We start from the raw sequence: 16046 nt of genomic DNA, 5'->3' as shown, positions 1-16046 counted from the left end.
GCGTTCGCGAAGCTCGGCCGGATAGGCGGGGGTGAATCTCGGCTTTGACATAGGGCTCATCCTTTGAGTGTTTTACTCTCCGGTAAACCAGGGGCGGTTCACACCGATGACGTGGAACGAAGACGTGTAGTTCGGGCCGCCTACACCGAAAAAGATGCGCACGGTCTCTCCGACTTTGGCGCGCAGGGGGAAGTGTTCCGTCAGTGCACCGACATGGCCGTTGAACACGAAGTATTCCGGCCGCTCATTGAGAAGCTTGTCAAAGCTTTCGGTCAGGAGGCCGCGGCTTCCGAACGTCTCCTCGGTGTAGATCTCGCCCTGCATAACGTAAAATTCACGATCTACCGGTGGCAGGCCGTCTTCCGGCTCCACCAGGATCAGGCCGTACATGCCGTTGGCGATATGAAGGGCCACAGGGGCCACAGCGCAGTGGTAGACGTAGAGCCCGGGGTTCAGGGCCTTGAACCGAAATGCATACTCCTCGCCTGGCGATGCGGTTGTCAAAACTGCCCCGCCACCGGGACCTGTAACAGCATGGAAGTCGACATTGTGCGCCATCCAGCTCTCTTCATGGTTCTTGAAATAGCACTCCACGGTATCGCCGACACGAACCCGAACGAAGGGACCGGGGACACGCCCGTTGAAAGTCCAGAAGCGGAAGGTGGCATTGCTGTCGAGGTGAGCTTCCAACTCAATGGTCTCGAGATCGACACGCACGGTTTGCGGTTCACGCTGGCCAATCGGACCGGGAATATCGGTGGGATCGTGCGCGATATCCGCATGCTCGGGCATGTCAGGATTTGTCTGGTACAGACGACCGCTCAGACTATTGCCGCCAGCAGCCGATACATGCCCCGAATGTACGTTGTGGCTTTCCTGCGCCACTGCGGCAGAAGAGGAAAACGTCCCGGCCAAAGTCAGTCCTGCGGTGCCGGCAAGAAGGTGGCGGCGGGATAGGCAGATTTCTTCTTCCGTGGGCTCTTTGGAAGTTTTTTCCCGTTCAGTCATGTCGTTTCCTTGAGTTACAACAGGTTCCGCCATGATTGTGAGGCATGGCAGCGGGCCAAGGACGCAACGATCGCCATCCATGCAGGTTCCTGTCAACGCCGCTGGTCAATATGCGCCACCTCGGAAGACCCGCTGATCCTGGCAGGCGGATAGCCGCCGCGCAACAACTTGGACTGTACCCAGGCCTGCGCTCCCCGATCCGGTAGTTTCGGAACTTGGGAACCAATTGCACCAGATGCCCTTTGAGATGCAGCACTGCATCTCTGCTTGTCGCACGGTGTAATACCGGCTGCCTGGGCATGGCGATGAACCATTACCTTGAGGCAGGCAGCCGACGAGCCGGTCCACCATCGGCTTATGATCGCCTGTGCCGAAAACCCGACAGATTGCAGCGAACGTCATGCTGATCGGCACCAGTCTCCTAACACGTATCCGCGGCGTGCGCCGATGGCTGCGAGAGTGCTCCCAAAGCTGTGGAAATCTGAACTGCGTCGACGCTTGCCAGCGTTGTACTGAAAGTTGCCGAAAGATGGCGGCTTGAACCGTTGAAAAATGTCATCAGCCCTCAGGAGAATAACCATGGGTAAACTTCATCTCACTGCAGCTGTCGCTGTACTTCTTGCCGCCACTCCTGGTCTTGCTCAGAACGCCCATCATGCTCATCAAGGGGGAACAGCAGCGGGGCAGCCTGAGCAGATGGCTGATCTGTCGATCTTGCCCCAAGGCTGCCAGGATGCAATCCAGCATTCCGGAATGATGCATGGAAATGACATGTCCGGCATGATGAGCGGCATGGAAGGCATGGACGAGGCACAGAGGGCTTCCATGGAAGCCATGATGGAAATGAACGCTCCCATGATGGCCACTCACACCATCAAGGATCCCGACCTCGCCTTCCATTGCGGGATGATCGCCCATCATGCAGGTGCCATTGCCATGGCGGAAGTCGAGCTGAAGTATGGCGACGACGAGACGTCAAAAGAGATGGCTCAGAAGATCATTGACACTCAGGGGCGGGAAATCGACGAGATGACGGCCTGGGTCGAGGAACATACGGGCCAACAGTAAGAGATTGGCCGCCGGAGCCTGAGGCTCCGGCGGTGCCGTCTCCTGTAGTAAGCCGCAGCACCCGAATGAGGTCATCACGGCCTTTCGACAGTGCTGTACTCAGAGGGGCAAAGGGGCGACCACAGGATAATTACCAAAGGAAAATCGGGCTCGGCGCCGCATTGACGATATAGGAGGCAAACCACTTCACGTAGGCGTAGACTATGCCCGGCAGGCTCCTTGCAAGGACGCCGACAAGCATGTGAGACCTTTCGTTTTAGGGGATGAATACAGCATTAAACCGCTCCTTCAGCGACGAGGCCTTGGTGCCGAAAAGCCGAGACAAGGCGCCACGCGTTGAACCTGCCTCGGCTACCCACTGCTTGAAGCCGTGAGCGGCACGTTTACTGCACGACAATCTCGCTGGATGGCCGTGGCGTGGCATTGGTTTCCACCGGCAAGCTGGGCAGGGTAATCTCGGGCCCCTCACCGGTCAGGCTTTCGAGGAAAGCCACGATCTGCTCGGCTTCAGCGTCTGTCACATCTTCGACGACTGACACGCCACTGAATGTTGGACGCGAACAGCAGGCTGACGGGCGTCCTATTTTTACGACCCGGCTGTCTCTGATGCCGCACACCTTCTCCACATGTCGCACCACGGCGGTTCAGCTTCACTGCAGGTTTGTCGAACCACCTGGTTCACAGCTTCGCGATGATCTGCCATGCTGGCAAGGAAGCCAGGCGCAGGGAGAAAGCATGATTAACAACCTGACTGTGGCAGAGCGCCAGTGGGCTCTCGTTGTTTTGCTCGTCGGAGGACTCATCGGTCTGACGATGGCGGCGGTGGGCGCAGGAGAACCATTCGGGGCGCACGGGTTCCTTGTTCTGTTCTTCTGCGCGGCCCTGTTCTTTCCGGTGCTGTCGCGTCTGGACGAGCCGGAGCCCTCACCCCATGCTGGGCGGAGCTATTACGACGATCCGATCAAGGTCGGTATCATCCTGGCAATGGTCTGGGCCGTGATCGGAATGTTCTTCGGTCTTTGGGTCGCCTATCTGCTGGCTTGGCCTGACCTGACCATTGACGCCCCTTGGGCAAGTTTTGGCCGCCTGCGCCCCGCACATACGACGGGCGTGATCTTTGGCTTCGGCGGCACGGCCCTTATCGCTACGTCTTTCCATGTCATGCAGCGCACCAGCCGTGCCCGGCTTGCCGGACAGTTCAGCCCTTGGTTTGTGCTCCTCGGCTATCAGCTTTTTGTCCTGATCGCAGTCAGCGGCTACCTGATGGGCGTCACCCAGTCCAAGGAGTACGCGGAGGCAGAGTGGTATGCGGATCTCTGGCTGGTCGTGGTCTGGATCACCTATTTCGTCCTTTACCTCCGCACGCTCGCGCGTCGGAATGAGCCGCATATCTACGTGGCCAACTGGTACTACATGGCCTTTATCCTGATCGTGGCCATCCTGCACATCTTCAACAACCTTGCGCTACCCGTCTCCTGGGCGGGATCGCGCAGCTATATCGTGTGGTCCGGCGTGCAGGATGCGATGATGCAGTGGTGGTACGGCCACAACGCCGTGGCGTTCTTCCTGACCGCAGGCTTCCTCGGCATGCTCTACTATTACCTGCCGAAACGGGCGGAGCGGCCGATCTATTCCTATCGCCTGTCGATCCTGTCGTTCTGGGGGATCGTGTTCTTCTATGTCTGGGCGGGGTCGCACCACCTGCACTATACCGCGCTGCCGCACTGGGTGCAGACGCTGGGCATGACCTTTTCGGTGATGCTGCTGGTTCCATCCTGGGCCACGGCGGCGAACGCGCTCATGACGCTGAACGGCGCTTGGCACAAGGTGCGCGACGACGCGACGCTGCGGTTCATGATGGTGGCGGCGATCTTCTACGGCCTCACTACCTTCGAGGGGTCGTTCCTGGCTATCCGCGGGGTCAATGCGCTTTCGCATTACACCGACTGGACGGTGGCGCATGTCCATGCCGGTGCGCTTGGCTGGAACGCGCTCCTGATCTTCGGGGTGGTCTACGCGGCCGTCCCGGTGATCTGGCGGCGCGAACGGATGTGGTCGAACCGGCTGATCGAATGGCACTTCTGGCTCGCTGTGCTGGGGACCGTCGTCTACGTGCTTGCGATGTGGAACTCCGGGATCCTGCAAGGCCTGATGTGGCGGACCTATACGGATGCCGGAACGCTGCAGTATCCGTTCATCGCGTCCGTTCTGGCGATGAACCCCTATTACGTTGCACGGGCCGTGGGCGGGACGATGTTCTTTGTGGGCACCCTGATCGGCATCTATAACCTGTGGATGACGATCCGGCAGGCGCCGGCAGCGGATATGGTGGCTGATCATCCAGTGTCCGTGCGCGACGAGGCGGGTGAACGCGGCGTTCCGGCGGAGTAAGATCATGCTGAAGAAACTTCTCACGCCATTCCGCAAGTTCTTCCACGGCGTCTTCGGTCTGCAATACAAGCTGGAGCGCTATTCACTTGGTTTGGCGGTCGCCATCATCATCGCGGGCAGCATAGGCGGCGCGGTGGAGATCGCGCCACTGTTCACCATCGACGAGACGGTGGAGGACGTGCCCGACATGCGCGTCTACACCCCCCTGGAGCAAGCCGGACGTGACATTTACATCCGCGAGGGCTGCTATACCTGCCACAGCCAGATGATCCGCACGCTTCGCGACGAGGTGGACCGCTATGGCCCCTATTCACTTGCCGTGGAATCCAAATACGACCATCCGCATCTCTGGGGCTCCAAGAGGACGGGCCCGGATCTCGCGCGGGTGGGGGGCAAGTATTCGGACGCTTGGCATTTCGCGCATCTTTACTATCCGCGCGATGTGGTTCCGGATTCGGTCATGCCCGCCTATCGCTGGCTGGCGCGGCGGAACGTCGACCTCGACGACCTGCCGCAGCGGCTTGAGACGCTTCGGCGCGTTGGCGTTCCCTATACCGACGAGATGATCGCCAATGCTGTTGCCGACGCACGCGGCCAGGTGGCGCCGGACAGCGCATTGGCCGAGGGCCTGATAGAGCGTTACGGCGAAGCGACGACGATCCGCAACTTTGATGGCCAGCCGGGTGTTCTCACCGAGATGGACGCGATCATCGCTTACATGCAGGTGCTCGGACGGCTGGTCGACATCAACGCTACCGCCCCGACCCTTGCGGAGGAGTAGGGCCATGGAGATCGACCACTATACGCTCGTCGCCTTTGCCAAGACGTTCGGTCTGTTTTACCTGATGGTGATGGCCGGGCTGGCCACGCTTTACGCACTCTGGCCCTCGAACGGGAAGCGGTTCGACCGGGCTGCGAAAAGCGTTCTTGACGATGAGGAGGGCCCATGTCGGTAGAGGAACGCGACCCGCTGACCGGCCATAAGACGACCGGCCACGAATGGAACGGGATCACCGAGCTAAACACCCGTGTGCCGCGGGCGGTTTGGTGGGCCATCGGCATCACCCACGTCTGGGCGCTGATCATCTGGATCCTGCTTCCAAGCTGGCCGCTGATCACGACCTATACGAAGGGCCTCTTGGGCGTCGACCAGAGGGAGCTTGTCCAAGGGGAAATCCAGGCGGGGCAGAGATACCGCGCCTACTGGGAAGCGAACCTGGCGGCTGCCTCGCTTGACGAGATCCGGGGTGAACAGGCGCTGATGGATGTCGTTGTGGCAAGTGCGCCGACGCTTTGGGGCGATAATTGCGCCGCTTGTCATGGGATGCTTGGTGTCGGCGGACCCGGCTTTCCCAACCTGACGGACGATGCCTGGCTTTGGGGCGGCAGCGACGAGGCGGTGCTTGAATCCATCCGCGTGGGGATCAACGCAACGCATCCTGACACGCGGGTTTCGGAGATGCTGGCCTTCGGCCAGCTTGATGTTCTTACGCGGGACCAGATCCGGGCGGTGGCCGCCTATGTACAGTCCCTGTCTGGGCTGGCCAACCCAAACCCGGAGGTGCGCGCAGAGGGGCAGACGATCTTCGAGGTGAACTGCACGAGTTGTCATGGCGAGGACGCGACCGGAATGAACGAGGTTGGGGCGCCGAACCTGACGGATGAATTCTGGATCTATGGCGGTAGCGACGAGGCGATATTCACATCGATCCACGACGGGCGGCGCGGTTGGATGCCGGCGTGGGAGGGGCGGCTGAGCGAGGCGCAGAACAAGATTCTCGCGCTCTATCTGCTCGACATCCTGCCAGACGCACAATGAGCGGAACTCCTAAACGCGGATCGCGCCGGCTCTGGATTGCCTTGGCCATTGCGATCACCGCAGTGGTGGCGGCGGCGAACATCCACCTGGTGCATGTTTCGATCGCCTCGCAGCCCGATTGTGTTCCGCACCTGAAAGCGCCCGACGGCAGCGGCACGACCTACCGCGCCGCGAAGTCGTCCTGTTGAGGGAGATGTCCATGGATACCCACTCCGTCCTTCCGAAAGTGGTACCGCCCTTGCCGCGCCCCAATCCCAAGGCCCGCGACCTACCGAAGAGCACGGCGTTTGAATGGCTGAAGGCGGGCTGGCGCGATTTTTGGACAAACCCCCTTCCGAGCCTGTGCTACGGGTTTGCGATCTTTGCGCTTTCAGCTTTTGTCCTCTGGGGGATGTTCCGGTTTGAGGTGGATTACTTCTTCCTGCCGGCGCTGAGTGGGTTCCTGGTCCTTGGTCCGCTGATCGCGACCGGTCTTTATGAAAAGAGCCGCCGACTGGAAGAAGGCAAGCGCACCAGCCTTGCAGGCATGATCTTCGTACGGCCCGCGTCGCGCTACCAGGCGGTGTTCCTGGGCTTGCTGCTTCTCCTGCTGTTCATGCTGTGGCAGCGGGCTGCGTTCCTGCTTTACGCGCTGCACATGGGCGTGCGGCCGTTTCCGGGCTTCGACGAGGCTTTGCAGATGATCTTCACGACCTGGATCGGCTGGTCGCTGTTGATCACCGGAAGCATCATTGGCGGACTTTTCGCGGCATTCGCCTTCGCCGTGGGAGTCTTTGCCATGCCGATGATGCTGGAGGAACGGACCGATGCGCTGACCGCGATGGGCATCAGCATGACGCTTGTCTGGAACAACCTGAGCGTCATGCTGTACTGGGGAGCGATCGTCGTCGCGCTGTTTGCCGTTGCTCTCTTGACAGGTCTTCTTGGGCTCATCGTGATCTTTCCAGTGCTGGGGCACGCGACCTGGCATAGCTATCGCGCCATCCGGGTGAGCCGCGGCGAAAGCGTCTTCTTCCGGCCGGAATAGCGGGCAGGCCTTTATTCGCCCTTTTCCTCGGCGCGGGCCGGAAGAGGCTCGTCGTCGCTATCCAATACACGTTCAGCCGAGCCTCTCAGATCATCATACTGACCGCTGCGCATGCTCCACAGGAAGGCGGCAAGGCCGAGCAAGCCAAGCCCGATGCTGGTGGGGATCAGGAGGGCCAAGACGCTCATCCGGCGGTCTCCTGCGCGGGGTGGTTGGCGAAACGGAAAGTAGGCTGGCGTTCTGGGCGAATTGAGTTTGCAACCACAACGATGGAGGAGGTCGACATCGCGATCGCCGCCAGCAGCGGTGTTACGTACCCTGCCACCGCCAGAGGGATCGCGATGCAGTTGTAAAGGATCGCAAGGCCAAAGTTCTGCCGGACCAGCGTCTCCGCTCGTCGCGCAATCCGGTAGGCGCCCGTCACCGCATCCAAACTGTCGCGCGTGAAGACGAAATCTGCCGCGAGCCGCCCGGCATCCGATGCCGAGCCTGGCGCCATGGAGACATGGGCCGCCGCAAGTGCGGCGGTATCGTTCAATCCGTCGCCGACCATCAGGACATGCCTGCCTTCGGCACGGAGTTCTTCCAGCCGGGCGATCTTCTGCGCCGGTGTTGCGCCCCAGGCAACTCTATCGAAGGGGATGTCGCGGGCGATGGTTTGCGCCGCCTCTTTCCCATCGCCAGACAAGAGTTCGACGCGCATCCCGGCTGCGCGGAACGCCGCGACGGCCTCTACCGTGCCGTCCCGCAGCGTCTCGGCAATGGTGAAGGTGGAAAGTGGCCCGCTCTCAAGCGCAAAGGCGGGGCCGCTGCCGGCTGTGCTGTCGGCTGTCCTGTGGCCGGTCACGATCTCGGCAACCCAGTCGGGCCGGCCCAGACGGGCGCGGCGGCCGCCAACCACCGCTTCAACGCCGCATCCGGGCGTCTCGCGGAGTTGCTCGATCGCTACAGGCGAGGCTGGTATGCCGAGCGCGACCGCCCTGGATGCCGGATGAAGCGAGCGAGAGGCAAGCGCGGATGCGATGGCCCGTTCTTCGGGCGACACCGGGCCGCCGCCGGTCAGAACTGGCGTTCCGGTGGTGATGGTGCCGGTCTTGTCAAAAACAGCGGTGTCGATAGTCGCCAACCGCTCCAGCGCAGAGCCGTCCTTCATCATGATGCCTTCGCGGAACAGGCGCCCTGCGGCGGCGACATGCACCACGGGAACTGCAAGCCCAAGCGCGCATGGGCAAGTGATGATGAGAACCGAGATGGCAATGAAGATTGATTCATACCAGCGGCCGGTGGCGAGCACCCAGCCCACCAATGTCAGTGCCGCCAGCAGGTGGACCACGGGCGCGTAAAGGCGCGCTGCCCTGTCCGCAATCCGTACATAAACGCCGCGCCCCTGTTCGGCTGCGGCGAGCATGCGCGAGACCTCGGCGAGAAACGAGCTTTCTGCTGGACGGATAACGCGCATCCTGATCGCGCCCGTCAGGTTGAGGATACCGGCTTCAACCGGAGCGTTGGGGCCGGCCGGCACGGGGGCATGTTCGCCTGTGACCAGCGAGCGGTCGAGATCGGTGGTGCCGTCAAGAATGCAGCCATCCACTGGGATCCGTTCTCCCGGGGCGATGCGCAGCACCATGTCGGGCTGAAGCTGATCCAAAGTGAGATAGGTCGTCGTCCCGTCCGGCAGTTCGCGCATGGCACCGCGGGCCGCGAGGCGAGAAAGGCTTGTGACGGCGCTGCGCGCCTTGGCCCGCATGAGCTGGTCGAGGTATCGTCCGACGAGAAGGAAAAAGAGCAGCACGACGGCGGCATCGAAGAAGACGTGCCGACCGTTCATGGCAGTCTCAAAGACACTCAGCCCTGTGGCGAGGAGCACGCCAAGCGAGATCGGCACGTCCATGTTGAGGCGCCCCGCCTTCAATGCACGCAGCGCCGAGCCAAAGAACGGCCGGCCAGAGTAGGCGACGACCGGAAGCGCAATCAGGGCGGATACAATGTGGAACACCTGACGCGCAGAACCCTCGGCACCGGCCCAAACCGAGACCGACAGGAGCATGATGTTGGCCGCGCCGAACCCGGCCACGGCGACGCTTCGAAGCAGGCTTGAGGCGACGCCGCTGTCGGTCGCGTCGGCGGGGGCGGCAGGATCGAGTAGCGTAGCAGGATAACCCCGCGCCTGGAGCTTTTCCAACGCTGGCAGAGGATCGGTCTCCGGATCGCGCAGCGTGATCGCAACCTGTCGCAGCGTCAGGTTCGCACGCGCGGCAACAACGCCCTCGCAGTCGGCAAGCGCCCGTTCGACCGCGCCGATGCATTTCCCGCAGCTGATGCTTGGCACGGACAGGCGGCAATGGCCCCGCCCGTCGGTGCCGCCCTGCACCCGTTCTATGCGTTCAGCGCGCCGAAAGCGCGCGGCAACTGTGGAAGGTAAAGTACCCTCAGGTGAGACGTCGGAACAACTCACGTCAGCTCCTGACTGAACCTAGCATACCTTCCTTGCTGTACATCAGAGTGGCAGGACTTTGAAGGCTTTTGCCCTTGGCGCACGCAACGCGCCCTAGCAAGATCTGAGGTTATGAAAGTCGACTTAATCACAGAAAGCCTCTTCGCAGTCGGGATCCTGGACGGGAGCGGCTCGATGAGTTCTCGAGCCAGGTGCTGAAGCTCCTCTGTCTGCGCCCAGGCCTCCGTCGCAGCACCGATTGAACGCAAATATCGTAGGTCCTCACATGAGGCTGCCCTTTGTCATCCACGCGTTGTTGGCGAACCATGCGCTTGCGTTTTTCTTTCCTGACCGGCTTGGCCTGCTGCCTCGTGCCAAGTTGTGGCAACACAGGCTCCAACGCTCCTGAGATATCGCGACCGAGAGGTCATGACCCTGTGCTGACTGACCGCCCTTCCGGCAGAGGCACATCCAACCGCACGCGCGTCATGCTCAGGACCTCACCGTCCCGCCCGCAGGTCAGGCGAACCCGCCAGCGAGGCGATTGGAACGTCAGGCGGAACTTTCCACCGTCCTCTCCTTCGCCGCGTTCCACGATGCTCCTGATCTTCCCGGATCGCATGAGATCCTGAAAGCCAGATACATCGAGTTCCAGCAGCGGTGCGATCTCGACCGCCTCCACGACCGGACGATCCTGGTCGAACGCGATCTTTGTGGCAAACTCGAGACTCATGACACGGCTCCTTTCCTCTAGGTCGCTAGTTCTTCGTCGGCCGGGCCGAAGAACTCGTAGTGGATGCGGTCGGCAGGGATGCCCACATCCTTCAGACCGCCAACGAAGTGTCGCAGGAAAGGACGGGGGCCGCAAAGATAGACCTCCGCTTCGTCCAGGGGCGTGTTGGCCCGGAGCCAGTTGATGGTGATCCGGCCCGGATTGGCTTTGTCGTCAGCGCCAGTCTCGTAGAAAGTCTCGACAAGAACATTGCCGTGCCGGGAGGCAGCAAGCCGTACCTGCGCGTCAAGGGCATGATGCGCCGGGCTGCTGGTGCCGTGGACATAAAAGACAGGCACATCGCGATGCTGTTCTGCCAGCACCTCCAGCATGCTGACGACGGGCGTCAGGCCGACGCCGCCCGACAGCAGGATCAGGGGACGCTGCGGGTCCTTGGCAAGATGGAAGTCCCCAGCGGGTGGCGTGGCCTCAAGAATGGTACCGACGGGCGCGTGATCATGCAGAAAACAGGATGCTTCTCCATTCGGCTCTCGCTTCACGGTGATCCGGTAGCCCTCGTCGCCTGGAATGCTGGAGATGGAGTAGTTCCGCTTCACGCCCGGGAGGCCCGCCTCGTCAAAGCGCAGGGTCAGATACTGCCCCGGCCGGTGCGGAACAACAAGGCCGCCATCCTCGGGCCGCAAGATGAATGAGACGATCCCCTCTGCCTCGACCTGTCGCTCCGCCACCACGAAGCGGCGCCAGTCGGTCCAGCCTCCGGGCTTTGCTTCAATCTCCGTGCGGATGGCGGCTTCGCGTTCGATCAGAAAGTCAGCCAGGAACCAATAGGCTTCGCCCCAAGCCTGCAGAATGTCCGGTGTCGCCGCATCACCCAGGACCTCTTCCATGGCGCCAACAAGAGCTTCGGCCACAAAGGGATAATGCTCCGGCAGGATCGCATAGCCGATGTGCTTCTGGGCAATCCGTTCCACCGCCGCGCCCAGAACCGACAGGTTTTCGATGTTCTGGGCATAGGCCAGTACGGCCTGCGCCAGGGCAAGGCGCTGTGTGCCCTTCTTCTGATTGGCCTGGTTGAACAGCGCAGCGATGTCTGCGTTGCGGAACAGGCGGCGGTACATTGTCTCAGTAATCAGGGGACCATGCTGTTCCAGCGCGGGCACCGTCGCCTTCACGACGGCAATGGTCTGTTGCGATAGGGGGCGCGGCATGAGTCTCTCCTAAACATGCATTATAGATGCATCTATAGATCCCTATATATGCAAATGGAATGCATCTAATGTAAAAAGATGAAGTTGACCCGCTACACCGACTATGCGCTTCGTGCGCTGATCTACCTCGCCAACCATGATGGCGGGCTGGTGTCGATCCGGCAGATCGCCGAAACCCATGGCATTTCGCAGAACCACTTGATGAAGATCATCCAGGACCTGGGGACTGCGGGCTTCGTCAAGACCACCAGGGGACGTCACGGTGGACTGGCACTGGCGCGGCCGGCTGCGGACATCACCATTGGTCAGGTTGTGCGGCACACTGAACGCGACGGGGGGCTCGTCGATTGCAGCACCTGTCGGATCGCCGAAGGATGCAGCCTGCCGGATGTCTTTTCCGAAGCCAGGGAAGCCTTCATGACCGTGTTGGACAAGCGTCGCCTGTCGGATGCCGCACGCACACCGGATGCCTTTCGGCATCTGTTCGTCGCCTGAGAAAGCAACCTCGGCGAACGTGGTGACGGGACGGGCTTTCGTCTGCCTGGTCGGCGCTCGTCCGGCTGAAGTCGGCAGGTCTCGCTGTTAGCCTTCTCGCTCCGCTTTGTCCGATGAACGATCCCCTTGCAGACGCCTTCTGGAACCTCCGCTTTCTTTACTTCTCTCGACTGTAGGCCATGCTGGAACAGTATGTTGTTTGATCAAAGGCAGGTAATGGCGGTTTGTGAGACTCCTGCGCTAGAGGCAATCGGCGCCACAACGGCACGTGGAGGACTAAAGCGTGGATGAGCTGACCATATCGAACCGCAGCCGCATCTTTCCCGGCGACGGCGAGATGGCCGCGCTCATGCGCGCCAAGGACTGGAGCAAGACCGGCCTTGGCGATCCCGAGCAATGGCCGCAACCGCTGAAGGTCGCGGTCGGCATCCTGCTGACCTCGCGCTTCGAGATGTGGCTGGGCTGGGGTCCCGATGTCAATTTCTTGTATAACGACGCTTATCGCCCGACGCTGGGCCTCAAGCATCCAAATTCCCTTGGCATGCCGACGCGCGAACTCTGGGCCGAAATCTGGGACGATGTCGAACCCCGGGTCCGAAGTGTCTATGACCGCAGTGAGGCAACCTGGGATCGCGCTCTGTGCCTGATCCTCGAGCGGAACGGCTACCCTGAAGAAACTTATCATACTTTTTCCTACAGCCCGATCCTGGACGAGGATGGAAAAACTACCGGCCTGCTGTGTGCAGTATCCGAGGAAACCGTGCGGGTCATCACAGAACGGCGCATGGAAACTCTTCGGGTGCTGTCGGCCTGTCTCGCGGGGACGACGGATCGGGCTTCGGTTCTAGCCGCGGCTCGCCTGGCCCTGAGCGAGAACCCCCACGACCTCCCCTTCACACTGACCTATCTGGCAGATGATCCTACGCGCGGCCCGGCTTTTTCCACTGGCCTGCCCGAAGGCTTCGATCCACAGGTCATACGCCAAGTGCTGGACCTGGACAGCGAGGCCCCGCAGGCCTTGCTCACGCCATTGCCTCAGGACGCTTGGGACCGCCCGCCCACTCAGTCCGTTGTTGTTCCTTTGACCGAGCAGGGAACCGGCGCCAGTTTCGGCGCCATGCTGGTCGGGCTGAACCCGCTGCGGCCCTTTGATAAGGATTATGGCGATTTCCTGAAACTGGTGGCTGGCCAGATCGCGGCGGGACTGTCCGGCGCGGCAGCTCACGAGTCCGAGCGGCGCCGAGCCGAAGCGCTTGCCGATGCATTGCGCATGCGCCAGGCGGCGGCGGACGCGCTCAAGCAGGCGAACGCCACCCTCAGCTCCGAGATCGACAAGCGCACCGCGGAACGCGACCGCTTGCGTGCCTTGTTCCAGCATGCGCCCAGCTTCATGTGTGTGCTAGGAGGCCCCGATCATGTGTTCGAGTTTACAAACGAGGCCTATCTGGACCTGGTCGGACATCGCGACCTGGTCGGCAAGTCCATTCGCGCCGCCCTGCCCGATGTCGAGGGTCAAGGCTATTTCGAGCTGCTGGACACCGTTTATCGCACAGGTGAACCCTTCATCGGCCGGGATTTGGCCGTCACGGTCCAGCGTGGCCCAGGTGCGCCGGGCGAGCAGCGCTTTGTTAATCTGGTCTATCAGCCGATCCTGGACGATGGGGGTCAGGTCAGGGGGATCTTCGCCGAGGGTCACGACGTCACCCACCAAAAGCGGGCCGAGGAGGCGTTGCGCTCGCTGAACGAGACCTTGGCCGCGCAGGTTGAAGCGCGCACCCATGAGCGCGACATGACATGGCGGATCAGCGAAGATCTGTTTCTGATCTGCGGCCCTGACGGCGTCTTCCAAAGCGTGAACCCGGCTTGGGAGACAGCACTAGGCCATGCCCCGCAGGATCTGGTGGGTACCAGGCTGGACGCGCTGATCCATCCCGATGACCTGATCCCCACGATTGAACGCGGCCGGGCCCTGGCCGGCGGGGAGGCGCTGCGTGACTTTGACCTGCGGCTGCGCTCCAGGGAGGGGGAATATCGGTGGTATTCGTGGACATGCGTCCCCGAGGGCGGTCGGATCTATGGGGCCGGGCGTGATGTCACGACCCGAAAGTCCCTGGAGGAACAGCTGCGCCGGTCCCAGAAGATGGAAGCACTGGGGCAACTCACCGGTGGCGTGGCACATGACTTTAACAACCTGTTGCAGGTGATCAGCGGCAACCTGCATCTGCTGACCAAGGATATCGCCGGCAACGAACGGGCGGAAACACGGGTTCAGAATGCCCTCGCGGGGGTGGCGCGGGGATCAAAGCTCGCTTCGCAGCTGCTGTCCTTCGGCCGACGGCAACCACTGGAGCCCAAAGTGGTCAATGTCGGGCGCTTCTTGCAAGGCATGGACGATATGCTGCGCCGCACCTTGGGCGAAGAGATCGAGTTGGAAACCGTTGTCGCAGGCGGTTTGTGGAACACCCTGATCGACCCGAACCAGGCCGAGAATGCGGTGCTGAACCTTGCCATCAATGCGCGTGACGCCATGGGTGGGCGTGGCCGCCTGACAATCGAGGCGAGCAATGCCTCTCTGGACGATACCTACGCGAGCACCAATGACGCCGAGGCTGGCCAATACGTGCTGATTGCCGTGACGGATACAGGCACAGGAATGACACCTGAAATCCTGGACAAGGTGTTTGAACCCTTCTTTTCCACAAAGCCCGAGAGCAAGGGGACAGGTCTGGGCCTGTCCATGGTCTACGGCCTGGTCAAGCAGTCGAACGGCCATATCAAGATCTACAGCGAGGTCGGGCACGGAACGACGGTCAAGATCTATCTGCCGCGGAACACGGCCTCCGAGGACGTCTTGACCGACCTGCGGAGCCTGCCCGTGCAGGGTGGGACGGAGACCATTCTGGTGGTCGAGGACGACGATGAGGTGCGCGACACGACCGTGGCGCTCCTGACAGACCTCGGCTATCGGACCTTGCGCGCGCGACGCGGCAAGCGCGTTGACAGTGGTGGAAAGTGGCGCGCCCATCGACCTGGTGTTCACCGACGTGGTGATGCCCGGTCCCCTGCGCAGCACGGAACTGGCGCGAAAGGCCAAGGAACGACTACCCGGCGTCGCAGTGCTGTTTACCTCGGGATATACAGAAAACTCCATTGTCCATGCCGGACGCCTGGATCCTGGGGTCGAACTGCTGCCCAAGCCTTATTCCCGCGAGATGCTGGCCCGCAAGATCCGGCATGTGCTGGCCAATCAGCAGCAGGCCAATGCCGTCGCCGCCCGGAAGGCATCCTCTGGCAATGAGAACCGCGACGGCTCGCGTGCTCCCTCCTCCGCAGACGCACTTCGCATCCTCCTGGTCGAGGACGACCCCTTGATCCGGGTTGGCACGGCTGATATGCTGGAATCGCTGGGCCATTCAGTCACTGCCGTGGGGACAGCGGCGCAAGCCTTGGCCGCCTTGTCACCCGATCTGGACGTCCTGATGACCGACCTGGGCCTGCCGGACATGAACGGCAGGGATCTCGTGGCGGCTTGCCGCCACCAAAGGCCGGACTTGCGCGTGGTCCTAGTCACGGGCGATCCAGGAGCGGCAGGCGAAGTCGAGAATGCCATTGCGGTGATCAAGCCCTATGCGGAAGCCGATCTGGAGCGGGCATTGACTGCCCTGTCCGGTACCAAACAATAGCAAGACGGTCGCAAGCTTCTTTGTCGAAGTCTGCCGCAGGTCGTGGCAGTGCCGCCTCCCCTCAAGTGGAGTGTCCGTTTGACCATCCCTTTCGGACGCTATCGGGAAAGGACTCGAAGCGGTGAGCCTCGCTGTCGCGGCTGCGCGATCTCGACCGCGTTACCTTTGACGAGCTGATCA

General features: G+C 61.5%; 16 protein-coding genes. 10 read left to right on the top strand and 6 right to left on the bottom strand.

The genetic code is table 11. The annotated features are described in order from the left end of the window. Positions 1-72: 72 nt before the first annotated feature. Entirely contained in the window at positions 73-1008 is a 936-nt protein-coding gene (locus IEX25_RS16720) for a multicopper oxidase domain-containing protein (protein WP_229665362.1), read from the bottom strand. A 579-nt stretch (positions 1009-1587) separates the two neighbouring features. Here IEX25_RS16720 and IEX25_RS16715 point away from each other — a divergent pair. Continuing rightward, a complete protein-coding gene (locus IEX25_RS16715) occupies positions 1588-2076 on the top strand; it encodes a DUF305 domain-containing protein (protein WP_229665361.1) in 489 nt (162 codons plus the stop codon). A 383-nt stretch (positions 2077-2459) separates the two neighbouring features. Here the strand turns inward: IEX25_RS16715 and IEX25_RS16710 are convergent, their stop codons facing one another. Continuing rightward, on the bottom strand, positions 2460-2615 hold the full coding sequence (locus IEX25_RS16710; RefSeq protein WP_229665359.1) for a hypothetical protein: 156 nt from the start codon (positions 2613-2615) through the stop codon (positions 2460-2462). A 196-nt stretch (positions 2616-2811) separates the two neighbouring features. Between IEX25_RS16710 and ccoN the strand changes: the two genes are divergently transcribed. The 6 genes from ccoN to IEX25_RS16680 are packed head-to-tail and all read left to right on the top strand — an operon-like array spanning position 2812 to position 7313. After that, the gene (ccoN, locus tag IEX25_RS16705; protein WP_188716550.1) at positions 2812-4467 is read left to right on the top strand and encodes a cytochrome-c oxidase, cbb3-type subunit I; all 1656 of its coding nucleotides are present in this window, start codon (positions 2812-2814) and stop codon (positions 4465-4467) included. 4 nt (positions 4468-4471) lie between these two features. Further along, positions 4472-5248 carry a cytochrome-c oxidase, cbb3-type subunit II gene (gene ccoO / locus IEX25_RS16700; protein WP_188716549.1) on the top strand — a complete coding sequence of 259 codons (777 nt, stop codon included), beginning with the start codon at positions 4472-4474 and terminating at the stop codon, positions 5246-5248. A gap of 4 nt (positions 5249-5252) precedes the next feature. Further along, complete coding sequence (locus IEX25_RS16695; protein ID WP_188716547.1) at positions 5253-5423, top strand: cbb3-type cytochrome oxidase subunit 3; 171 nt, start codon at positions 5253-5255, stop codon at positions 5421-5423. Continuing rightward, a complete protein-coding gene (gene ccoP, locus IEX25_RS16690) occupies positions 5414-6286 on the top strand; it encodes a cytochrome-c oxidase, cbb3-type subunit III (protein WP_188716545.1) in 873 nt (290 codons plus the stop codon). Before IEX25_RS16695 ends, ccoP begins: the two co-directional genes overlap by 10 nt. After that, a complete protein-coding gene (locus tag IEX25_RS16685) occupies positions 6283-6474 on the top strand; it encodes a hypothetical protein (RefSeq protein ID WP_188716543.1) in 192 nt (63 codons plus the stop codon). Before ccoP ends, IEX25_RS16685 begins: the two co-directional genes overlap by 4 nt. Before the next feature lie 11 nt (positions 6475-6485). Next, the gene (locus IEX25_RS16680) at positions 6486-7313 is read left to right on the top strand and encodes a DUF2189 domain-containing protein (RefSeq protein WP_188716541.1); all 828 of its coding nucleotides are present in this window, start codon (positions 6486-6488) and stop codon (positions 7311-7313) included. A gap of 11 nt (positions 7314-7324) precedes the next feature. Here the strand turns inward: IEX25_RS16680 and ccoS are convergent, their stop codons facing one another. The 4 genes from ccoS to hmpA form a co-directional block, all read right to left on the bottom strand. Beyond that, complete coding sequence (ccoS, locus tag IEX25_RS16675; RefSeq protein WP_188716539.1) at positions 7325-7501, bottom strand: cbb3-type cytochrome oxidase assembly protein CcoS; 177 nt, start codon at positions 7499-7501, stop codon at positions 7325-7327. Continuing rightward, positions 7498-9684: a heavy metal translocating P-type ATPase gene (locus IEX25_RS16670; protein ID WP_188716537.1), complete on the bottom strand. Its 2187-nt coding sequence runs from the start codon at positions 9682-9684 to the stop codon at positions 7498-7500. The genes ccoS and IEX25_RS16670 overlap by 4 nt, the downstream gene beginning before the upstream one ends. A 490-nt stretch (positions 9685-10174) precedes the next feature. Next, positions 10175-10480 (bottom strand): DUF6522 family protein, encoded by a 306-nt coding sequence (locus IEX25_RS16665; protein ID WP_188716535.1) that lies wholly within the window; start codon positions 10478-10480, stop codon positions 10175-10177. A gap of 17 nt (positions 10481-10497) precedes the next feature. Then, a complete protein-coding gene (gene hmpA, locus IEX25_RS16660) occupies positions 10498-11688 on the bottom strand; it encodes an NO-inducible flavohemoprotein (protein ID WP_188716534.1) in 1191 nt (396 codons plus the stop codon). A 78-nt stretch (positions 11689-11766) separates the two neighbouring features. Here hmpA and IEX25_RS16655 point away from each other — a divergent pair, with 78 nt between their 5' ends. The 3 genes from IEX25_RS16655 to IEX25_RS20165 all read left to right on the top strand — a co-directional run bounded on the left by IEX25_RS16655 (position 11767) and on the right by IEX25_RS20165 (position 15866). Further along, on the top strand, positions 11767-12183 hold the full coding sequence (locus IEX25_RS16655) for an RrF2 family transcriptional regulator (protein WP_188716532.1): 417 nt from the start codon (positions 11767-11769) through the stop codon (positions 12181-12183). A gap of 283 nt (positions 12184-12466) precedes the next feature. After that, positions 12467-15481 carry a PAS domain-containing protein gene (locus tag IEX25_RS16650; protein ID WP_229665357.1) on the top strand — a complete coding sequence of 1005 codons (3015 nt, stop codon included), beginning with the start codon at positions 12467-12469 and terminating at the stop codon, positions 15479-15481. Next, a complete protein-coding gene (locus IEX25_RS20165; protein WP_229665355.1) occupies positions 15396-15866 on the top strand; it encodes a response regulator in 471 nt (156 codons plus the stop codon). The genes IEX25_RS16650 and IEX25_RS20165 overlap by 86 nt, the downstream gene beginning before the upstream one ends. Positions 15867-16046 lie beyond the last annotated feature (180 nt).

Source organism: Paracoccus acridae, from assembly GCF_014642735.1.
Lineage (GTDB): Bacteria > Pseudomonadota > Alphaproteobacteria > Rhodobacterales > Rhodobacteraceae > Paracoccus > Paracoccus acridae.
This window is presented reverse-complemented; position numbering and strand designations above follow the sequence as displayed.

Excerpts from the sequence above, each read along its gene's own strand:
- hmpA (WP_188716534.1), bottom strand. The coding sequence starts at position 11,688 with ATGCCGCGCCCCCTATCGCAACAGACCATTGCCGTCGTGAAGGCGACG.
- IEX25_RS16695 (WP_188716547.1), top strand. The coding sequence starts at position 5,253 with ATGGAGATCGACCACTATACGCTCGTCGCCTTTGCCAAGACGTTCGGT.
- IEX25_RS16655 (WP_188716532.1), top strand. The coding sequence starts at position 11,767 with ATGAAGTTGACCCGCTACACCGACTATGCGCTTCGTGCGCTGATCTAC.
- IEX25_RS16665 (WP_188716535.1), bottom strand. The coding sequence starts at position 10,480 with ATGAGTCTCGAGTTTGCCACAAAGATCGCGTTCGACCAGGATCGTCCG.
- ccoS (WP_188716539.1), bottom strand. The coding sequence starts at position 7,501 with ATGAGCGTCTTGGCCCTCCTGATCCCCACCAGCATCGGGCTTGGCTTG.
- ccoN (WP_188716550.1), top strand. The coding sequence starts at position 2,812 with ATGATTAACAACCTGACTGTGGCAGAGCGCCAGTGGGCTCTCGTTGTT.
- IEX25_RS16715 (WP_229665361.1), top strand. The coding sequence starts at position 1,588 with ATGGGTAAACTTCATCTCACTGCAGCTGTCGCTGTACTTCTTGCCGCC.
- IEX25_RS16680 (WP_188716541.1), top strand. The coding sequence starts at position 6,486 with ATGGATACCCACTCCGTCCTTCCGAAAGTGGTACCGCCCTTGCCGCGC.
- ccoP (WP_188716545.1), top strand. The coding sequence starts at position 5,414 with ATGTCGGTAGAGGAACGCGACCCGCTGACCGGCCATAAGACGACCGGC.
- IEX25_RS16685 (WP_188716543.1), top strand. The coding sequence starts at position 6,283 with ATGAGCGGAACTCCTAAACGCGGATCGCGCCGGCTCTGGATTGCCTTG.
- ccoO (WP_188716549.1), top strand. The coding sequence starts at position 4,472 with ATGCTGAAGAAACTTCTCACGCCATTCCGCAAGTTCTTCCACGGCGTC.
- IEX25_RS16720 (WP_229665362.1), bottom strand. The coding sequence starts at position 1,008 with ATGACTGAACGGGAAAAAACTTCCAAAGAGCCCACGGAAGAAGAAATC.
- IEX25_RS20165 (WP_229665355.1), top strand. The coding sequence starts at position 15,396 with ATGCTGGCCCGCAAGATCCGGCATGTGCTGGCCAATCAGCAGCAGGCC.